This is a genomic window from Deinococcus aerolatus, assembly GCF_014647055.1.
In the GTDB taxonomy this organism is placed as follows: Bacteria; Deinococcota; Deinococci; order Deinococcales; family Deinococcaceae; genus Deinococcus; species Deinococcus aerolatus.
On record NZ_BMOL01000005.1, the window covers coordinates 182,689 to 201,130 of the forward strand.

The window sequence follows — 18,442 nt, forward strand, 5'->3', positions numbered from 1 at the left end:
GGGGCCGAAGATCCGCGTGGCCCGCTTCGCTGAGGGTTCGGTGACGCTGGTCGCCGGCGACCACTTCACCATCACGATGGATGACATCGAGGGCGACGCCTCACGCGTGTCCACCACCTACAAGGATCTGGTGCGCGACGTGCATCCCGGCATGGCGCTGCTGCTCGACGACGGCAACATGGCCCTGCGTGTCGAGGGCGTGCGTGGCAACGACATCCTCACCAGCGTGGTGATCGGCGGGGTTCTGAAAAATAACAAGGGCATCAACGTGCCGGAGGCGGACCTGAGCGTGCCCGCCCTGTCCGACAAGGACGTGTCTGACATGGAGTTTGGCGCGGAACTGGGCGTCGACTGGGTGGCGCTGAGCTTTGTGCGCTCACGCGACGACCTTCTGCTGGCCCGGCACTACCTGTCGCGCTTCGGTTCACGCGCCAAGCTGATGGCGAAGATTGAGAAGCCGCAGGCGGTGGACCGCTTCGAGGACATCCTGAAGGAAGTCGACGGCATCATGGTGGCGCGTGGCGACCTGGGCGTGGAGATGCGCGCCGAGCAGGTGCCGACCATCCAGAAGCGCCTGATCCGCCTGTGCCGCGAGGCGGGCAAACCGGTGATCACGGCGACGCAGATGCTCGAGAGTATGATCAGCCTGCCGCGCCCCACCCGCGCCGAGGCCAGCGACGTGGCGAACGCCATCTACGACGGCACCGACGCCGTGATGCTGTCGGCCGAGTCTGCGGCGGGCCTGTACCCGGTGGAGTCGGTGGCCATGATGGACCGCATTGCCCGTGAGGCGGAGGCCAGCGAGCATTACAGCCTGCTGCAGCGCCAGCTGGTGATCGACACCACGCTGGCCCAGGACTCGATCGCCTACTCGGCGTGCACCATTGGGGCCAAGCTCGGCGCGCCGGCCATCGTGGCGTTCACCAGCACCGGGGGCGCAGCGCTGAGAATTGCCAAGAACCGCCCGCCCCTGGCGATCCTGGCCCTGACCCCCAACGAGACCACCCGCAACCAGCTGGCCCTGAGCTGGGGCGTCGTGCCGATGCTCAGCGAGGACCCGCGCAGCACCGACGACATGGTGCGCATTGCCAACAAGGAGCTGAAGGCCAGCAGCCTGGCCGACATTGGCGACCGCTACATCATCACGGCGGGTGTGCCCTTCGGCGTGCAGGGCACCACCAACATGCTGCGTGTGGAGGCCCTGCGCGAGGCGGACGTGGTGTCTCAGTTCTAGGCTGAAGCGCTTGGCCTCCGTGGGCGAATCGGGACAGCCCTGGTTCGCACACGCGGTATTTACTGGGCGGTAACGCCTGAGCCCGTTTCTGTTCCGAACGGCTGTCCCGCCGACGTTGGAGGTGCATTCGGCGCTGGTCAGGCTGGGTCTCTGCGCCTGCACAACAACCCTGACCCGCCTGACCAGAAACGTCAGGGATGGGTCAGATTTTTTATCCACAGGGACGGGCTTTGTCCACACTCTCCTGTGGATAAGTCCCGGGCATATTGAATAACTTTGTTCGTCCTGCACGCTGTCGGTGTACAAAAAAGTTATCCACACCGCCCTGTGTATAACTTTTGGATCCGGGTTCTCTCGCCCGTGGTGCAGGCGGCCCGTGAAGGTAGCGTAAATGGGTGGACCGGGTCAATCCCCCAGCATCAGCCGCGCGAACTTGTCCTTGCCTTTCTGGATGACCACGCCGCCCGTTGCGGCCAGCTGGTCCCGCGTCAGCTGGCCCTGCGGGTCGGTGTATGTCTCGCCGTTCAGCTTCAGCCCCCTGTTCTGGATCAGCTTTTTGGCCGCACCGTTGCTGGGCTCCAGGCCGGCCAGCACCACCAGTTTCGCCATGCTGATGTGCTGGGCGTCAATGCTGTCGTCCAGGCCCGCCGCGACGTTGATGACCGGGATATTGTCGGGAATGCCGCCTCTGGCCACGCTCCTGAAGCGGTCCTCGGCAGCGTCCAGATCGGCGTCGGGGTAAAACCACGCCACCACCTCGCGGGCCAGTTCGCGGTGGGCAGCCACCGGATGCCCGTCCCGCAGCTCTGCGATCCGGGCTTGCGGCAGATCGGTTAGCAGCGTGAAGTAGTTGCCCAGCAGCGTGTCCGGCACCTTCATCAGCTTGGCGAACATGGCGTGCGGCTCGTCGGTCAGGCCAATGTAATTGTCCAGGCTCTTGGACATCTTCTCTGTGCCGTCCAGGCCCACCAGCAGCGGCAGGGTCATCACGACCTGCGGCTCCTGACCGTAGTCGCGCTGCAGAGCGCGGCCCACCAGATTGTTGAACAGCTGATCGGTGCCGCCCAGCTCCACGTCGGCCTGCAGCGCCACCGAGTCGTAGCCCTGCGTGACCGGGTACAGCAGCTCGTGCAGGCTGATGGGGGTGCCGGCGTTCAGCCGCTTGGTAAAGTCGTCGCGCTCCAGAATGCGGGCCACGGTGTACTTGCTGGCCAGCCGGATCACGTCGGCGTAGCCCATCGGTTCGAGCCACTCGCCGTTGTAGCGGATTTCCAGCACCTCGGGCTCGCTCCGCAGGATCAGGCGGCACTGTTCCAGGTAGCTCTGGGCGTTGGCGCGGGTCTCTTCCAGCGTCAGCGGCGGGCGCGTCTTGCTCTTGCCGCTGGGGTCACCGATCATGGCGGTGAAATCGCCGATCAGCATGATGACCTGATGGCCCAGATCCTGAAACTGCCGCATCTTGCGCAGAATCACCGCGTGGCCCAGGTGCAGGTCCGGGCGGGTGGGGTCCGCGCCCAGCTTGACGCGCAGCGGTTGCCCGGTTTTCAGGCTGTTCTCCAGCTTGCGGCGCAGGTCATCCTCGGTCACCAGATCGACGACGCCGCGTCTCAGGAGTTCAAGCTGCTCGGTGACGGGGACGTTGTGGCGAATGGCATTGATGCTGTGCTGATTCATAGGGGCTCCACGGCAAAAAGCGGCGCATACCGTTCTGGCTGCGCCGCTGGGGGGGGTTGGAGTTCAGGCTACGACTGACTACCCACCGCTAGCAGCAGGGGGGATACGCACGTCGGGTCAGGCGCCTCATGTCCCGCAGTGTAGCGGATAGCATGGGCGGCGTGAAGACCATTCAGGACCTGCGCACGACGTTTCCCCGCCCCGGACGGGTGGAATGGCTGGGCCTGCGTCCGGCCCGCCGCGTGCCGCCGGTACGCGTGCCGGAGGTCGAGGCCCACCCGCTCGTCGGCCTGATCGGGGACCACGGCAAGACGGCGCCGGCCCGCCTGACGGCCCTGTCCGGCCAACTGGAGGCGACGCCCAGAACCTCCAACCCGCCCCTCCCTGGCGGCCCCGGCAAACGGCAGGTCACGCTGATTCAGGCCGAACACCTGCCTGTGATTGCCGCGCTGGCCGGGCTGGATGGGGTGGACCCGGAACTGCTGCGCCGCAACATCGTGGTGAGTGGCGTCCCGCTGCTGCCGCTCAAGGACGCCCGCTTTCAGATCGGCGAGGTGGTGCTGGAGGGCACCGGCGAGTGCCATCCCTGTTCACGCATGGAGGAAAACCTGGGGGCGGGCGGGTACAACGCCGTGCGCGGCCACGGCGGCCTGACTGCGCGGGTAATCGTGGGCGGCGTGATCCGCGAGGGCGACGCGGTGACGCCGCTGCTGCCCGAAGGGGCGAAGCAGGGCTGATGGCACGGAAACCCACGAATCCAACCTCACGCACCCTGGCCCGCGCCTTCGGCTTCACGCGCCTGATCGTGGCCCTGGGGGTGTTCAGCGCGCTGGCCTTCAGCTTGGCCTTGTTCATTGCCGCGATTGTGCAGGCGTATCACACCATCGGCGACGCCTTCCGGGACCTGGGCGAGCCAGAGACCACCAAGCACCTGCTGGTGGCCGCCGTGGAGCAGGCCGACACGCTGCTGGTGGGCGTGGCCCTGCTGATCATCGCGCTGGGCCTGCAGGGGCTGTTTGTGGGGCGGCTCCAGAATGTCCCGGAGTGGTTGCAGGTAGCCTCGTTCGATGACCTGAAGCAGAAACTGCTGGGCGTGGTGGTCACGGCGCTGGCCGTCAACTTCTTTGCAGTGGCGCTGGAGTGGACGGGAGGCTCGGACATTCTGGTCTACGGCGTGGCCATTGCCGCCGTGATTCTGGCCGTGGGCGTCTACAGTTCGGTGCTGGGCCGCCTGCACAGCGCCTCAGCCCAGGCCGGGTCGGAGAGGGTTGATGTTGACGCCCACCCTTGATGCCCGCCTGGAAGCTGTGCTGGAACTGATTCGTGCCGACGTCCACGCCGATATCGGCAGTGACCATGCCCGCCTGCCCGTGCGCCTGATCCGGGAGGGCCGGGTGGGGCGCTGCATTGCTGTGGAACTCAATCCCGGCCCGCTGGCCCAGGCAAGACGCAGCGTGGCGCGGGCGCGGCTGGACGCCCAGATCGAGGTTCGTGAGGGCGACGGCTTTGCCCCGGTAGCTCCCGGTGAGCTGGACAGCGCCAGCCTGTGCGGGATGGGCGCCCACACCATCCGGGGGATTCTGGAGCGGGCAGGGGAGAGGCGGCCTCCGGCACTGGTCCTGCAACCCAACGACTCGGCCCTGCTGATCCGCCTGTGGGCGCGTGAGGCGGGCTACCACGTGCGGGCTGAGCGTCTGATCGCCGGGTACTGGCCTTACCCGGTGCTGCGCCTGGAGCGGGCCGCTGGCGCGGACCCGGCCTACGAGGACGTGCCGGTGGACGCCGCACTGAAGTACGGGCCGCTGCTGTTGCGGGCGGGCGGCGAGGTGGTTCGCCGACAGATTGAAGCCGATATAGTGCGGCTCGGCAGTGTGGCCGCGCCAGGACGAGCATCCTGGGATGAACTGGAGACCGCGAGAACGGCGCTGGCAGTACTGGACAGCAGAATGAAATAAAAAACCCGCCTTTCGGCGGTGATAGAACAAAGATAGCGCAGTATCCAGAGAAAGTCAAATTTATGCGGCGGGCCGGTAGTGGACTTCCGAGCATGACGGGTGTTCAATGAAGCATGAACGGTTTGAAGTGTCCGCAGTGCGGAGGCGTCTATATCGTCAAAAACGGCCACGCACACACAGGCAAGCAGCGTTACCTCTGCCGGGTTTGCACGTTCCAATTCACCTTGAACCATGCTCGGCCTCCAATTTCTGCTGAACAGGTGCAACTGGTGGACCGTTTGCTCTCCGAGCGCATCTCCCACCGCGGCATTTGCCGGGTGGTAGGGGTCAGCCGGACCTGGTTTCGTCATCACCTGCAATCGCTGGTTCAGACCGTGCCACACCGCATTGATCCACAGGAGGTGGTGTCCTCAAAACGGTGAGCATTCCAGCACCAGCGCCGCTGGTGCTGGAATGCGATGAATTATGCACATTTGTGATGCGGCACACCCATCAGCTCTGGATCTGGCTCGCCATGGACCGACACACGCGCAAAATCGTGAGTTGCTTTATGGGACGGCGGGATGCAATCAGCGCATTTGGATTGTGGGAGGGCCTGCCCACCCCATACCTCGATGCGGTCTGTCACACAGACCGCCTGGGGGCCTACAAAAGTGTCGTTTTTGGCGCGCTGCACCGCATCGGTGGCACCCAACATATGGAGCGATTCAATGCCACGCTCAGAGTGCGCCTGGCGCATCTGGTTCGAAAAACGCTGTCTTTCAGCCGCAAGCAAGCCAATCTGGAGATGCTGATCTGGCTGTTCATTCACCGCTACAACGCGTCATTCCCTTGAACCCTCTACCCGGCGGGCCGGAACATTGCCTTGCCTCACGTTGTTTTTCTTACCTACCAACTGAACGCAATGCATATGTTGGGTCTCTGTTCCCTGCCCTACAACGGGTGCCAGCAAAATTCAGGTAATAAAAAATCCGCCTCAATCGGCGGTGTTGATAAGGACTATAGCGCGGGATGCACGGGCTGTCAATTTTATGCGTTGTGTTAAAAAAGGGCGTCTGGGACGGAATTTTCCGACAGGCACACGCAGACTGCATGCATACTTGCGGTGTCCACACACCAAGCAGAAACGGCGGACAGGCAATCTCCTGTCCGCCGTTTCTGCCTCGCGCGCTTACTCGCGTTCGCGTTCGCGTTCGGCGTTCAGCTGGGCCTGAAGCTGGGCCTGCCGCTGGCGCACGTAGTCCTGATGGAAGCGGGTCTCGTCCATCAGGTCGGTGCCCACGGTCAGCTGACCGGTGGCAAGTTCGCGCATGGCCTGGGTCACCAGGTTGCGGGTGCGGACGCGCTGCTCAACGGGCAACACGCTGGGGGCGCCGGAGCGCAGTTGCAGCGCACGCTTGGCCGTCACGACGCTCAAGCGGTATTTGCTGTCGGTCATCGCGAGCAACTTGTCAATGTCTTTTTCCGCCATAGTGTTTAAACCTCCCTCTCCAGACCGTCTGGTCTGGCCTCTTCGACCCCTCAGCTTAACCCCTGCGTGCGGGCTAAAGGGGGCGTCAGCTTTCAAAATTCCTGCCCTGCGCCCGACCGCTGCGAAGGCCGGAAGCCTCCATTGCTGGAAACCCCGGCCTGCACAGTGGAAACGGAACCGCGAAGCGGGCTTAGGACTGCTCTTCTTCGTTGCTGGCTTCGCCCGTGTCGGCGCTGCCAGTGTCGGCTTCGCTGCTCTCGGCCTTGGCATCGTCGAGGGTGGTCTCGCCTTCCAGCACCGCGGCAGCGGCTTCCTCGGTAAGCTCGCCGGACGCCACCAGACCAGCCACCTGGGCAGCCTGGGTCTCGGCGTCGGCTTCCTCGGCGCTCAGGCGCGGCGGCAGGACGCTGATCACAACCTGCTCCTCATCCACAGCCAGCTTGACGCCCTCGGGCAGCTGGATCTGGCCGGCGGTGACGTGATCGCCGATCTGCAGCTTGCTCACGTCCACGACCAGTTCCTGCGGAATGCGGCGCGGGCCGGGGGCAATGATGGCGAGGTTGTGAACCACGGTGTCGAGCAGGCCGCCCATGATCTCGCCCTGGCTCTTGCCCTTGGTGTGGACCGGCACGGAGACTTCAATGGCCTCACCGTAGGTGACCATGTAGAAATCGACATGGATCGGCACGCGGCGGCGCTTGTCCATCTGCACGGTCTTGACCAGCGCGGGGAAGGTCTCGCTGCCTTCCACGGTGATGTCGTACAGGCCGGTGGTGCTGGTCTGGCGGAAGGCCCGGTCAAAGGCCTTGCGGTCCAGGGTGAAAGAGACGTTGTTTTCCTTGTTGTAGGCGACGGCGGGGATCATGCCTTCGGCCAGCTTTTCCTGACTCTTGCGGGGCTTTGCGTTCAGTTCCATGTGCGTAGACTCTCCTTGGCGCTTTCCGTCTTCTGCTCCCTGCCGCACGTCGACCATTCATTTCTGAGGTCGGGGGCGGGGGTGAACGGGCAACCCTGCCAGCATAGCAAACCCCGGCCCGCCAGTGGAAGGGCAGGCAGCCAGCAGCCTCACTGGTCCGTGGCTGCTGGCTGCCGTTCCGCTGGCACAGGACATGCTGGGCCAGTGGGGCAACTGTTCCCAGTGCTACTCCCGGTAAAGTGGAGGCATGACAAAGCGTGGGTGGGCAGGTGCGGTGCTGGTGGGCCTGGGGCTCCTGGGCGGGCTGGGGGCGTGCAGCAGCAGTGGCGGCGTGGAGCCCGCAAACCCGCTGATCACCGGGCGGGTGTGGAACGTGGCGCACCAGGGCGGCGAACGGCTGTGGCCCAGCAACACCATGCTGGCTTTCCAGAACGCGGCGGCGCTGGGCGTGGACATGCTGGACACCGATATGCACGCCACGAAGGACGGCGTGCTGGTGCTGGCACACGATGACACGCTGGACCGCCTGACCAATACCAGGGGCCGCATCCGGGACCTGACGCTCTCGGAGGTGCGCGAGGCCGACGCGGGCTTCACCCTCTCGCCCGATAGAGGCAAGACCTTTCCCTTCCGGGGCCAGGGCGTGCGCGTCGCCACATTGGATGAGCTGCTCGCCGGGTTCCCGGACATGCCGCTGTCCATCGAGATCAAGCAGGTCGAGCCAAGCCTGGGCGTGCCCTTTTGCCAGGCGCTGCGCGACGCCGGGGCCACCTCGCGCGTAGTGGTCGCCAGTTTCAGCGACGTGGCGATGGGCGACTTCCGCGCCGCCTGCCCCGAGGTGATGACCAGCATGACCGAGAGGGAACTGCGTCCGCTGGTGCTGCTGAGCAAGGTGGGGCTGGCTGGGCTGGCCCCATTGCCGGGCCGGGCGGCCCAGGTGCCGCTGACCGGCGGCGGCATCACGGTGGTCACGCCGTCGTTCGTGAAGGCCATGCACCGACGGGGTGTGGCCGTGCAGGTCTGGACCATCAACGACGAGGCCACCATGCGCCGCCTTATCCGCATGGGCGTGGACGGCATCCTGACCGACGATCCGGCGCTGCTGAGACGGGTGCTCGCCGAGACAGGTCAGGCGGGGCCAACAGGGCAATAAAATCAGCAGGACAAGCAAACACGGAGCGGAACCCGCAGGCTCCGCTCCGTCATGCTCTCCGGGGTTGGATCAGTTCCAGTTCACCGCGCCGTAGGTCTGCTCGCGGGCCGGGCCGCAGGAGAAGATCACGACCGGGCAGTTCACGGTCTCCTCGATCAGGTCCAGGTAGGCCTGGGCCTCCTTGGGCAGCGTGGCGCGGCTGTCTGCGCCGTCGGTGGTGGACCAGCCTGGCATGTTCCGGTAGACCGGCTGACCGTCGGCGTCATAGCCCACGCATACGGGAATGGTGTCCAGGCCCGCCAGGATGTCCATCTTGTTGATGACCAGACCGTCGAGGCCGTTGACGTCCACGGCGTATTTCAACAGCGCCAGGTCCAGCCAGCCCACCCGGCGTGGGCGGCCGGTGGTCGTGCCGAACTCGTCCCAGGGCTTGCTGCCGTCGCCGCGCAGGCGCAGGATCTCGTCTGCCCCCGAGACCTCGGTGACGAAGGGACCATGCCCGACGCGGGTGTTGAAGGCCTTGGCGACGCCGTACACCTTGTGCAGCGCCTTGTGGTTGACGCCCGCGCCGACCAGGATGCCGCCCACGGTGGGGTGGGAGCTGGTCACGAATGGGTAGGTGCCGTAGTTCAGGTCCAGCAGCGTGGCCTGGGCGCCCTCGAACAGCACGTTGCGGCCCTCGGTGATGGCCTGGCGCAGCTGCGCTCCGGTGTCCTGCACGAAGGGCAGCAGCGCCTCGCGGGTGGGGGCCAGGGCGTCCAGGGCCACCTCCACGCTGGTCCAGCCCGCGTCGCGGGTGCTGTTGGGCTTGGCCTCCAGCAGCCGTTCCAGGCGCTCGCGCAGCACGCTGTCGTCGGCCAGGTCGCCGAAGCGCAGGCCCACGCGCCGGGCGCGGTCGGCGTAGGCCGGGCCGATGCCGCGCCCGGTGGTGCCCACGAAATCCTTGCGGCCGTCCACATACTTGTGGTGTGGCAGCACCAGATGGGCGCGGTCACTGATGCGCAGTTCCGGGCTCAGACCCGCGTTCAGCAGGTTCTGGCGTTCTTCCAGGAACTTGTCGGCATCGATCACCATGCCGTCCCCCAGGATGCTCACTGCCCCGGGATGCAGCACGCCGCTGGGCAGCAGGTTCAGCTTGAAGGTCTGACCCTTGGCCGTGACCGTGTGCCCGGCATTCGCGCCGCCCTGAAAACGCACCACGTATTCCGCTTGCGGAGCCAGGAAATCGGTGATCTTTCCCTTGCCCTCGTCGCCCCACTGCGCCCCTAAAATTGCAATTCCAGGCATCTCAGCCCTCCGGCCATGCGCGCAGACTTGCTCTCCTTGGTCCTGGCCGTCTGGCCTGGAGCAAAAAAAACACGGCGCACGGCACCGTGCCTCAGCTTAGTGGATGGCGGTGGCAAGGGGGTGAGGTTGTGTAGGGGTAGGGAAGGAGCGTGGGCGGGCGGGGTGAGGGGGGCAGCGCTATTCCCCCGTCAGCGTCAGCACCAGCCGCCGCGCGCCGCCGCTGTCACGGTGCTCGCACAGGTACAGGCCCTGCCAGGTGCCCAGGGCCAGCCGTCCCTGCCGCACCGGGAGGCTCAGGCTGGCGCCCAGTACACTCGCCTTGATGTGCGCAGCCATGTCGTCATCGCCCTCCAGGGTGTGCTCGAAGTCGGCCCAGCCGTCGGGCACGGCGTGGTTGAAGTAGCGCTCGAAGTCGCGCCGCACGTCGGGGCTGGCATTCTCGCTGACGGTCAGGCTGGCGGAGGTGTGCTGGATGAAGACATGCAGCAGGCCCACCTGCACGCGGGCAAGCTCGGGCAGTGCCGAGAGCACCTCGCGCGTGATGAGGTGAAAGCCGCGCGGAAACGGTCTGAGGGTCAACTCGCGTTGGTGCCACATGCCGCCCAGCGTACGCCGCAGTTGCTACAGTCAGCCGCATCAGGGGGCAAACCATGAACGACGAACGGGAGAGGATTTTTACCGTGGAGGCCACGCCGGTCAAGTTTGGTCCCGGCGCGGCGCTGGACACTGGCTGGGAGCTGCGGCGGCTGGGGGCGCGGCGGGTGTTTTTCGTGGTGGACCCCGAAGTGCTGCGGCTGGGGCTGGCCGACGCCGTGCTGGACAGTGTCCGCACCGAGGGCATTGAAGTCACCGTGTATTCGGACGTGGAAACCGAGCCGACGCTGGCGTGCTTCGAGCGGGCCGTGGCGGCGGCGCGTGCAGCTGACGCCGACGCCTTCTCCGCATTGGGCGGCGGCAGCGCCATCGACATCGCCAAGGTGGCGAATCTGGTGGTCTCGGACGGGGGCGCGATCATGGAGTACGTGAACGCGCCGGTGGGTGGGGGCCGTCAGCCGGCGGGGGCGCTGCGCCCGCTGCTGGCCATTCCCACCACCCCCGGCAGCGGCTCGGAGGCCACCACCGTCGCCATCCTCGACCTGCCGGAACTGCGGATCAAGACGGGCATCAGCCACCGCCGTCTGCGGCCCACGCAGGCCATTGTGGACCCGGAGCTGACCCGCAGCGCCCCCGCCGCCGTGATTGCCTCGGCGGGGCTGGACGTGGTGTGCCACGCCGCCGAGAGTTTTCTGAGCCGCCCGTACACCAGCCGCCCGCGTCCCGCCAGCCCCGCCGAGCGTCCGCCCTACCAGGGCAGCAATCCGGTGGCGGACCTGTGGTCCGCGCAGGCCATCCGCAACGGTGGCGAGTTTCTGCGCCGCGCCGTGCGGGACGCCGGAGACGGCGAGGCCAGGGGCGCCATGATGCTCTCGGCCACCATGGCGGGCGTGGGCTTCGGTTCGGCGGGCGTGCACATCCCCCACGCCTGCGCGTACCCCATCGCGGGCCTGAAGCACCAGTACCGCCACCCCGGCTATCCCGGCGATAAGAAGTTCGTGCCGCACGGCTTCAGTGTGATCGTGACCTCGCCCGCCGCCTTCCGTTTCACCTTCGACAGCGCGCCGGCGCGGCACATCCAGGCCGCCACCATGCTCAGCGGGCAGGTCTATGAGGCCGACGACCGGGACGCCCTGCCGGACGCGCTGCTCGCGCTGATGCGCGACGTGGACGCCCCGCTGGGGGTGCGTGAATTCGGCTACGACGACTCGGACATTCCCGCGCTGGTGGACGGGGCCATGAAACAGCAGCGTCTGCTGAACGTCGCCCCGCGCACGCCCACAGCAGACGATCTGGCGCGGATCTTTGAGGAGTCGATGGGCTGACAGCGCTGGGCTGACGCGCCTGGGTTGGCCCCTACTCCACCACGTCCAGCAGGTGGATCTCGCCCGTTTCTGCGGGACCGTCGATGGTCAATACCTCCAGACGGCACGGCAGGTCATCGCGGCCCAGCTCACGGGTCAGGTATGTCAGCGCGGCCCGGTGCATCAGCGCCAGTTTGCGCGGCGTGACGCTCTCGGCAGCGCTGCCGTAACGACTCTGGCGGCGCTGCCGCACTTCAGTGAACACCAGTGTGCCGCCCGTTCCGTCGGGAGCGGTCTCGCGCGACACGATGTCGATCTCGCCGCCGGGCATGCGGTAGTTGCGGGCCAGCACCTCGCGGCCCAAGCCCCGCAGGTGGGCCGCGGCGCGGTCCTCGGCGTCCGCGCCCTTCACGGGTTGGCCGCGCCGCGCCGCGTTCTCAGGCCAGCCACGCGGCCCAGCCCGTGAAGTCCGGCACGGCCAGCGCAGCCCCCGCCGCCAGCAGGACAGCCTCGGAGGCGGTGGTGCTCAGGGCCACCACGCGGCAGCCGGCCCCGGCGGCGCTCCTGACCCCGTTGACCGCGTCCTCATGGGCCAGACAGTCGGCAGCGTTCAGGCCCAGCCTCTCTGCCCCCAGCAGAAACGGCTCCGGGTGGGGCTTGCCACGCGTGACGTCCTCGCCCAGCACGCGGGTTGCGAAGCGTGCCCCCAGGCCCAGCGCCTTCATCCCGAACTCCACATTCACGCGGTCCGCGCTGGTGACCAGGCTGTAGGGAATGCCGCGCCCCTCCAGCACGTCCAGATACGCGCTGAGGCCCGCGACCTCGCGCAGCTGCCCAGAGCCCAGATCGCGGTAGCGGCCCTCCTTGGCATCGTGGAAGCGGGCGCTCAGCGCGGCCTCCGGATACCGGCCGGTCAGCCGCTCGATGATCTCCGGGTTGCGCCCGCCGTCCACCTTAGTGTCCAGATCGTGCTCGGTCAGGTTCAGGCCCAGCACCTCGGCGGCCACCTCCTGCCACGCCTGCCGGTGAAAGGCGTTGTTGGCGGTCAACACGCCGTCCATGTCGAACAGTACGCCCGCCGGACGCCACGGCCAGTTCACGCGGGGTCCGTTTCGGGGCCGTGGCCCAGATCGGCCAGCAGGTCGCGGTACAGCCGGGCGGCGTCGGCGCGCACCTCGTCCAGCGTGGCGTCGTCTGGCGCGAGGTCCAGGGCCGTTTCCAGCGCGGCTTCCAGCACGCCGGAATAGATCGGCCAGCGGGCGGACGAGTCTGTCCCGGTTGTCCCGGTGTCCGGCAGTTCCGCGTCGTTCACGCCGTCCAGGGCGCGCAGGGCCGCCTCGGCTGCCAGCCGCTCGGCGTCTTTCTTGCTGCGGCCCTCGCCGCCCACGCCCAGCACCTGTCCGCCGGCCACCACCTGCACGCGAAAGGTCCGGTTGTGCGCGGGACCGTGCGAGACCGCCTCGAAGATCGGCGCACCCTGCCCCAGGTTGAGGAGCCGCGCGATCAGTTCACCCTTGGCATTCATGGCTTCAGACTAGGGCATCGTGGCGCGTTAGCCTGTGGCTATGCGCCCGCTGCTGACCCTGCTGCTCGTCTCCTGCACCGCCTGGGCGGGAGGGCTGGCCCAGGGGCCGCCGCCCAGCAGCCCCATTGCGCCGGGTCAGGTCTGGACCCTGCAGGCCGTGACCGCCGAGGGCGAGATCTTCCAGACCACCCTGCGCCTTGGTCCGCAGCCGCCGCAGGGCACGCCCGCCACCTACCGTGCGGACCGGGGCGTACTGCTGCTGGACCACAAGAACTCGTCCCTGATCGCCCTGGATCTGGCCGACGCGCAGGACGGCGGGCTGGCGCTGGCCTGCGCCTATATCGGCCCGCTGGACGCACAGACCTTCGAGGGCGTGCTGGCCGCCGCCACGCTGGAGAATCTTCCGCCCCTGCTGGAGGCGGCCCTGGCGGTCTTTGGGGTGGCCAGAACCCCCGAAGACCGCGCTGAGGCCAGCGCCGAGCTGCGGCTGGGGCGCTGCACACTGACGCGGGTGGCGGAGGGGGACTGACTTGGTGGGACCAGAGTGGAGTTGCCGTGGGCAGAGAAGTTCTGAGAGGCGTCGCGGCAGGCTGCTTCAGCCTCTGGCGTGAGGTCTGCGCCACCGGACCACGTGTCGTTTGAATGTTCGGCGGGAACGGGCCTAGCCAGTCATGTCGGCGTTTCGCGCCCCGGCCACCCGCGAATCCAGCGCGGCCAGTCGGCGGCGCAGGCCCAGGATGTAAAGCTCCGGCGGCACCTCCTCGCCGTAGCACCACGCCCGGACCTCCCGGTGCTGGGCGGTCCGCAGCAGGCTATCCAGCACCTGCAGGAGATGTTCGCGGCCCGCACGTGCCTCGGCCAGCAGGTCCGGCAGGGTCATCTCGGCCAGCGGGGCGGTCTTGCGGAGCGGCAGCGCGGCCCAGTCGTCGCCCAGGCCCAGCCGCATCTCCATGGTCATCTTGCGCCCCATGCCGATGCTGGCGCGCAGGGTGTCCTCGGCCCCCGCGCCCCAGTGGGGGGAGTTCAGCACCTCGGCCTGCCGCGCACTCAGGGCGTCCAGCTCACGGCGCACCTCCGGCACCGTGGCGGTCCGGGCCTCGGCCCGCAGCAGGTCCAGCGGGTGGGGATCGGCGGTCACAGGCTCAGTCCTCCCATTCCCTGACCGGCACGAACTCCAGTCCGTCGCCGCTGGTGGACAGCACCTGATAGCGGTTGTTGAACTGCACCACCAACTCGCCCCGGTCCAGATGCTGCGGCGACACCACCGGCTTGCGGAACACGTAGTTGCCGTCGTCGTCGACGCCAATGTGCGCGCCCTTGGTAAAGCGGAACTCGACGATCTCGCCGTGCCGGGCGGTGCGGACGCGCACCCGGAAGGTCTGGGCGTCATCCTGCTTGACGTTGGGGTTGGCGGGCACTTTGCGGAACAGGTTGAACATGGGGCCTCCGGGCGTGGGCGGGGGAATCGTCAGATTTCTTTGAGCAGGCGGGTCAGCAGGCGCACGTGGTCCGGCCAGCGGTCCAGACGAACGTGCTCGTGGCTGGCGTGCGCGCCGTCGCCGGGGGCGCCCAGACCGTCCAGGGTGGGTGCGAGCGGCGCGGTGAAGTTACCGTCGCTGCCGCCCCCCACAACCTCATGGCCGACCGTGAAGCCCAGCTGCTGCCCGATGGCCTGGGCCTGAGCGAACAGCGCCATCGTCGCCCCGCCCTGCTCGAAGGGGGGCCGGTTCAACCCGCCCCCAAGGGTCAGCGTGACGCGCGGGTCCGCCGGGGTCATGGCCTGCACGGCGGCCGTGACGCGCTCGGCCTCGGCCAGGGTGGACACGCGCAGGTCAACGTCCAGCACACATTCGGCCGGCACCACGTTGACCGCGCTGCCCCCCCGGATCAGCCCGACGCTGATGGTGGTGCCGATGTCCGGACGGGCCAGGGCCTGAATTTCCAGCACCGCCTGCGCGGCGGCCGTGATTGCGCTGGCGCCCTCCTCGGGCTTGTTTCCGGCGTGGCTGGCGACGCCGTGAAAGTGCAGGGAAAAATGGCCGGTGCCCTTGCGGCCGGTCTTGAGGTTGTGGCTGTCGGCCACCGGCGGCTCCACCACCAGCACCGCACGGGCGTGGCGGGCAGCGTTCTCGATGTGCCCGCGGCTGCTGGCACTGCCCGTTTCCTCATCCGGCGAGAGCAGCACCTGAACGCCCCCCCTGGGCCACCCGTGGTTCAGGCTGCGCAGGGCGTGAATCAGCCCTACAATGCCGGCTTTCATGTCGTAGGTGCCGGGCCCGTAGAGGCGGTCGCCCTCCACACGCCACGGCATCTGTGCCAGGGTGCCGTGCGGCCAGACCGTATCGGCGTGGGTCAGCACCAGAATCGGCTGCTCGTCGTATCCGACACCGAAATTGAACAGGCGGGTGCCGCCGGGCAGGCCGTGCGTCTCCGCGCCGAGGTCGCGCGCCCACTGTTCGACCACGTCCATGACGCGGCAGATGGCGGCCAGATCGCTGGACGGCGACTCGATCTCGACCAGGGTCCGCAGATCGTTCAGCATGGCCTGGAGTTCGGGGTGACCTTCTGGGGATGACATACCGCCCATGCTACCCCGGCCTGCCGCCCCGCCAGAATGTGCTGGAGGTCAGGAAAAAACCTCCAGCAGGGCACCGGAGGTCTGGATGTGTCGGGAATTGACCTGCGCGAACAGCTTAGATCAGCAGTTCGAGTTGCTGGGCCGTGACCTTGACCCGGGCGCGGCCCTTCAGGTACAGGTCATGGACCGCCTCCTTGCCGAAAATACGGCCCAGGTGGGTGCTGGTGACTTCCAGGATGCGCTCCCCACCGCGCTCGGCGCTGATCCTGAGCCGGACGATGTTGGTGGTGCCCGGAACCCAGCTGCACAGCATGTCGTGAAGGGCCTGGGGCGTCGCCGCTGCGGAATGGGCCGCTGTGGAAAGCGAGCGGGTCAGGGACTTGGCCTTGGATGCAGTGGTCTGGGCACGGGCGGACGGGGGTTGAGGAACAGTCATCATGGGCCTCCGAAAAAAATAAAAATGAGTATCAATTGGTGGGCCGTACTGCGGACACCGGTTTCGCAATCCAGGCAGAACCTGCGCACACCAGCGTCAGAAAATCGACGCCGCGCCGCGAAACGGGGCTATGCCAGAATTTCGAGGCCGGGGGTGCCGATATGTCTAGCCTAACTGACGCCTTTCTGATGATCAGGAGCGCGGCACCCAATTTGCCTTGAGTGTTTCGTCATGAAGGCTGATCCGGTGGGCGTTGAGGCTTGCTGTCCCTGGAGAGCAAGCGGCTATCCTGAGGGCCATGTCCAATTCATTGCCCGGCCCCGACAGCCTGCTCGCCCTGGCCTTTCCCTCGGGTCCCCAGGTCAGCCCGGACGGCAGAAGCGTCGCCTTCGTGCTGGCCCGCGTGGAAGAAGAAGACCCGCAGAACATCGACGCGGCATTTGCCCGGCCACGGTACAAGACCCATCTGTGGCTGAGTGACGGCGGCCCGGCGAGGCAACTCACCCACGGCGAGGGCCGTGACAGCTTGCCGCGCTGGTCCCCGGACGGGGGGACGCTGGCCTTTGTGCGGACCGGTAACGGGCGGGGAGGCCAGCTGTACCTGATGCCCCTGGGCGGCGGCGAGGCCCGGCGCGTGACCGCCTTCAAGGGGGCCGTGCAGGACGTACAGTTCAGCCCCGATGGGCGCTTTCTGGCGTTCTTCAGCGCGGGCGACGATGAGGACAAACGGGACGAGCGCGGCGAGGCCCGCGTAATCACCCGCCCGCGCTACCGCTTCAACGGGCGCGACTGGCTGCCCGAACGCCCGCCCCGGCTGTGGCGCTACGACCTGAAGGCCGACACGGTGACCGAGTGGTTCGCGCCCGAAACCGAAATTGGCAGCTACGCCTGGCAACCGGATTCTTCCGGCGTATTGTTCGTTTCCAGCGCCACCGAACTGGCGGCCACCCAGGGCCAGCAGGAGGTCTACCGCCTGCCGCTGGACGGAACGCCCACGCAGCTCACGCAGTGGAACTCGGGCATCGGAACGCTGATCCCGCATCCGGATGGACAGCGCTTTGTCCTGGTGGGCCGCCCCGAGGGCAAGGGCAGCCCGGAAAACAGCCACCTGTTCCTCGTCGAGGCGGACGGCTCCTGGCAGCGGCTGGACGGGGGCCATGATCACGGCGTCGGCAACATGGTGGGCGGCGACTGCCACGTCGGGGCGCTGCCCGAGAAGCCGGTGTGGCTGGATGACCGCACCCTGCTGTTCTCCAGCACCGTGCGCGGCAGCTGCGGCCTGTTCCGCGTGACGTTGGACGGCGAGGTCACGGCCCAGGATCACGATGCCCGGACCGTCATTCCCTCCTTCTCGGCGGGAGGCGGCGGCGTGGCGCTGATCCGCGAACGGGCGGACCGGTTCCCGGAGGTGGAGCTGAACGGCGTGCAGGTCACGGCCCTGCATGAGCGCCTGACCTTTCCGGCCCGCACGCCGGAGCGCGTGACCTTCCACAATGAACTGGGGGAGGGCGAGGGCTGGGCGCTGCTGCCAGAGGGTGAGGACCGGGTGCCCGCCCTCCTGAGCATTCACGGCGGTCCACACACCGATTACGGCCACGCCTTCATGCATGAGTTCCAACTGTTCGCCGCGCGCGGTTACGGCGTGTGCTACAGCAATCCACGCGGCAGCGCCGGCTACGGTCAGGCCTGGGTGGACGACATCCACGGGCGCTGGGGCGGCCCCGACACGGACGATCTATTGAACTTCTTTGACCGCTGCCTGGAGGCCCACCCGCGCCTGGACGGGACGCGCAGCGCCGTGATGGGTGGCAGCTACGGCGGTTTCATGACCAACTGGATCACCAGCCACACGACGCGGTTTCACGCGGCCATCACCGACCGCAGCATCTGCAACCTGCTGAGCTTTGGCGGCACCTCCGACATCGGGCTGCGCTTCTGGGACGACGAACTGGGCCTGAACTTCCATCGCCGCGCCGACGCACTGCGGCTGTGGGAGATGAGTCCGCTGCAATACGTGGAAAACGTCAAGACGCCCACGCTGATCGTACACAGCGTGCTGGACCACCGCTGCCCCGTCGAGCAGGCCGAGCAGTGGTACGCCGCTCTGACCCTTCATGGTGTCCCAGTGCGCTTCGTGCGCTTCCCCGAGGAGAACCACGAGCTGTCCCGCGCGGGCCGTCCAGACCGGCGCATCAAGCGGCTGGAGGAATACCTGAGCTGGCTGGAGCAGTGGCTGAAGGACTGAATTGGTCTTTGAACATGCCCGTGCATTTGCCCCTCTCCTTAGCGGGAGGGGTTTTTGCCTGTCGCCCTGT

At 67.2% G+C, this 18,442-nt stretch carries 22 protein-coding genes; 10 read left to right on the forward strand and 12 right to left on the reverse strand.

What is annotated here, in order from left to right; genetic code table 11:
• Positions 1-1,234 (forward strand): pyruvate kinase (gene pyk, locus IEY31_RS07640; RefSeq protein WP_229723402.1); only part of this gene is annotated, 1,234 nt, incomplete at its 5' end.
• Between the two features lie 405 nt (positions 1,235-1,639).
• Here pyk and tyrS read toward each other — a convergent pair.
• Positions 1,640-2,893, reverse strand: coding sequence for a tyrosine--tRNA ligase (gene tyrS, locus IEY31_RS07645; RefSeq protein ID WP_188970676.1), 1,254 nt, complete (start codon positions 2,891-2,893; stop codon positions 1,640-1,642).
• A 167-nt stretch (positions 2,894-3,060) separates the two neighbouring features.
• Between tyrS and IEY31_RS07650 the strand changes: the two genes are divergently transcribed.
• The 5 genes from IEY31_RS07650 to IEY31_RS07670 all read left to right on the forward strand — a co-directional run bounded on the left by IEY31_RS07650 (position 3,061) and on the right by IEY31_RS07670 (position 5,698).
• Positions 3,061-3,645 carry an MOSC domain-containing protein gene (locus IEY31_RS07650; protein ID WP_188970677.1) on the forward strand — a complete coding sequence of 195 codons (585 nt, stop codon included), beginning with the start codon at positions 3,061-3,063 and terminating at the stop codon, positions 3,643-3,645.
• Positions 3,645-4,199 carry a YqhA family protein gene (locus IEY31_RS07655; protein ID WP_188970555.1) on the forward strand — a complete coding sequence of 185 codons (555 nt, stop codon included), beginning with the start codon at positions 3,645-3,647 and terminating at the stop codon, positions 4,197-4,199. Before IEY31_RS07650 ends, IEY31_RS07655 begins: the two co-directional genes overlap by 1 nt.
• Entirely contained in the window at positions 4,180-4,863 is a 684-nt protein-coding gene (locus tag IEY31_RS07660; RefSeq protein WP_188970557.1) for a tRNA (adenine(22)-N(1))-methyltransferase TrmK, read from the forward strand. The genes IEY31_RS07655 and IEY31_RS07660 overlap by 20 nt, the downstream gene beginning before the upstream one ends.
• 113 nt (positions 4,864-4,976) lie before the next feature.
• Entirely contained in the window at positions 4,977-5,285 is a 309-nt protein-coding gene (locus IEY31_RS07665; protein ID WP_188970559.1) for an IS1 family transposase, read from the forward strand.
• Complete coding sequence (locus IEY31_RS07670; RefSeq protein ID WP_188970561.1) at positions 5,282-5,698, forward strand: IS1 family transposase; 417 nt, start codon at positions 5,282-5,284, stop codon at positions 5,696-5,698. The genes IEY31_RS07665 and IEY31_RS07670 overlap by 4 nt, the downstream gene beginning before the upstream one ends.
• Positions 5,699-6,034: 336 nt before the next feature.
• Here the strand turns inward: IEY31_RS07670 and rpoZ are convergent, their stop codons facing one another.
• Together rpoZ and IEY31_RS07680 are read right to left on the reverse strand one after the other, a co-directional pair.
• The gene (rpoZ, locus tag IEY31_RS07675) at positions 6,035-6,334 is read right to left on the reverse strand and encodes a DNA-directed RNA polymerase subunit omega (protein ID WP_188970563.1); all 300 of its coding nucleotides are present in this window, start codon (positions 6,332-6,334) and stop codon (positions 6,035-6,037) included.
• A 190-nt stretch (positions 6,335-6,524) separates the two neighbouring features.
• Positions 6,525-7,250 carry a 50S ribosomal protein L25/general stress protein Ctc gene (locus tag IEY31_RS07680; RefSeq protein WP_188970565.1) on the reverse strand — a complete coding sequence of 242 codons (726 nt, stop codon included), beginning with the start codon at positions 7,248-7,250 and terminating at the stop codon, positions 6,525-6,527.
• A gap of 247 nt (positions 7,251-7,497) precedes the next feature.
• Between IEY31_RS07680 and IEY31_RS07685 the strand changes: the two genes are divergently transcribed.
• Positions 7,498-8,403: a glycerophosphodiester phosphodiesterase gene (locus tag IEY31_RS07685; protein ID WP_188970567.1), complete on the forward strand. Its 906-nt coding sequence runs from the start codon at positions 7,498-7,500 to the stop codon at positions 8,401-8,403.
• Positions 8,404-8,472: 69 nt separating this feature from the next.
• Here IEY31_RS07685 and IEY31_RS07690 read toward each other — a convergent pair whose 3' ends face one another.
• Both IEY31_RS07690 and IEY31_RS07695 read right to left on the reverse strand, forming a co-directional pair.
• Positions 8,473-9,690 carry an adenylosuccinate synthase gene (locus tag IEY31_RS07690; RefSeq protein ID WP_188970569.1) on the reverse strand — a complete coding sequence of 406 codons (1,218 nt, stop codon included), beginning with the start codon at positions 9,688-9,690 and terminating at the stop codon, positions 8,473-8,475.
• A gap of 177 nt (positions 9,691-9,867) precedes the next feature.
• On the reverse strand, positions 9,868-10,287 hold the full coding sequence (locus IEY31_RS07695; protein ID WP_188900126.1) for a secondary thiamine-phosphate synthase enzyme YjbQ: 420 nt from the start codon (positions 10,285-10,287) through the stop codon (positions 9,868-9,870).
• 53 nt (positions 10,288-10,340) lie between these two features.
• On the opposite strand from IEY31_RS07695, the gene IEY31_RS07700 reads away from it, so the two are divergent.
• On the forward strand, positions 10,341-11,609 hold the full coding sequence (locus IEY31_RS07700) for a hydroxyacid-oxoacid transhydrogenase (RefSeq protein ID WP_188970571.1): 1,269 nt from the start codon (positions 10,341-10,343) through the stop codon (positions 11,607-11,609).
• A gap of 31 nt (positions 11,610-11,640) precedes the next feature.
• On the opposite strand, the gene IEY31_RS07705 is transcribed toward IEY31_RS07700, so the two are convergent.
• From IEY31_RS07705 to IEY31_RS07715, 3 genes are read right to left on the reverse strand one after another with little or no spacing between them, the layout of a single operon-like run.
• Positions 11,641-12,000 carry a YraN family protein gene (locus tag IEY31_RS07705; RefSeq protein WP_188970573.1) on the reverse strand — a complete coding sequence of 120 codons (360 nt, stop codon included), beginning with the start codon at positions 11,998-12,000 and terminating at the stop codon, positions 11,641-11,643.
• A 25-nt stretch (positions 12,001-12,025) separates the two neighbouring features.
• A complete protein-coding gene (locus tag IEY31_RS07710) occupies positions 12,026-12,688 on the reverse strand; it encodes an HAD family hydrolase (RefSeq protein ID WP_373289127.1) in 663 nt (220 codons plus the stop codon).
• On the reverse strand, positions 12,685-13,113 hold the full coding sequence (locus tag IEY31_RS07715) for a putative dsRNA-binding protein (protein WP_188970575.1): 429 nt from the start codon (positions 13,111-13,113) through the stop codon (positions 12,685-12,687). Before IEY31_RS07715 ends, IEY31_RS07710 begins: the two co-directional genes overlap by 4 nt.
• A 40-nt stretch (positions 13,114-13,153) precedes the next feature.
• Between IEY31_RS07715 and IEY31_RS07720 the strand changes: the two genes are divergently transcribed.
• A complete protein-coding gene (locus IEY31_RS07720) occupies positions 13,154-13,642 on the forward strand; it encodes a hypothetical protein (RefSeq protein WP_188970577.1) in 489 nt (162 codons plus the stop codon).
• A gap of 132 nt (positions 13,643-13,774) precedes the next feature.
• On the opposite strand, the gene IEY31_RS07725 is transcribed toward IEY31_RS07720, so the two are convergent.
• The 4 genes from IEY31_RS07725 to IEY31_RS18650 all read right to left on the reverse strand — a co-directional run bounded on the left by IEY31_RS07725 (position 13,775) and on the right by IEY31_RS18650 (position 16,127).
• Positions 13,775-14,251, reverse strand: a complete 477-nt coding sequence (locus IEY31_RS07725) for a hypothetical protein (RefSeq protein WP_188970579.1) — start codon at positions 14,249-14,251, stop codon at positions 13,775-13,777.
• A gap of 4 nt (positions 14,252-14,255) precedes the next feature.
• A complete protein-coding gene (locus IEY31_RS07730) occupies positions 14,256-14,552 on the reverse strand; it encodes a hypothetical protein (protein ID WP_188970581.1) in 297 nt (98 codons plus the stop codon).
• Between the two features lie 29 nt (positions 14,553-14,581).
• On the reverse strand, positions 14,582-15,700 hold the full coding sequence (locus IEY31_RS07735; RefSeq protein WP_373289128.1) for a M20 family metallopeptidase: 1,119 nt from the start codon (positions 15,698-15,700) through the stop codon (positions 14,582-14,584).
• A gap of 106 nt (positions 15,701-15,806) precedes the next feature.
• The gene (locus tag IEY31_RS18650) at positions 15,807-16,127 is read right to left on the reverse strand and encodes a hypothetical protein (protein ID WP_229723404.1); all 321 of its coding nucleotides are present in this window, start codon (positions 16,125-16,127) and stop codon (positions 15,807-15,809) included.
• A 298-nt stretch (positions 16,128-16,425) separates the two neighbouring features.
• Here IEY31_RS18650 and IEY31_RS07745 point away from each other — a divergent pair, with 298 nt between their 5' ends.
• Entirely contained in the window at positions 16,426-18,372 is a 1,947-nt protein-coding gene (locus IEY31_RS07745) for a S9 family peptidase (protein ID WP_188970585.1), read from the forward strand.
• The last annotated feature ends 70 nt before the right edge of the window (positions 18,373-18,442 follow it).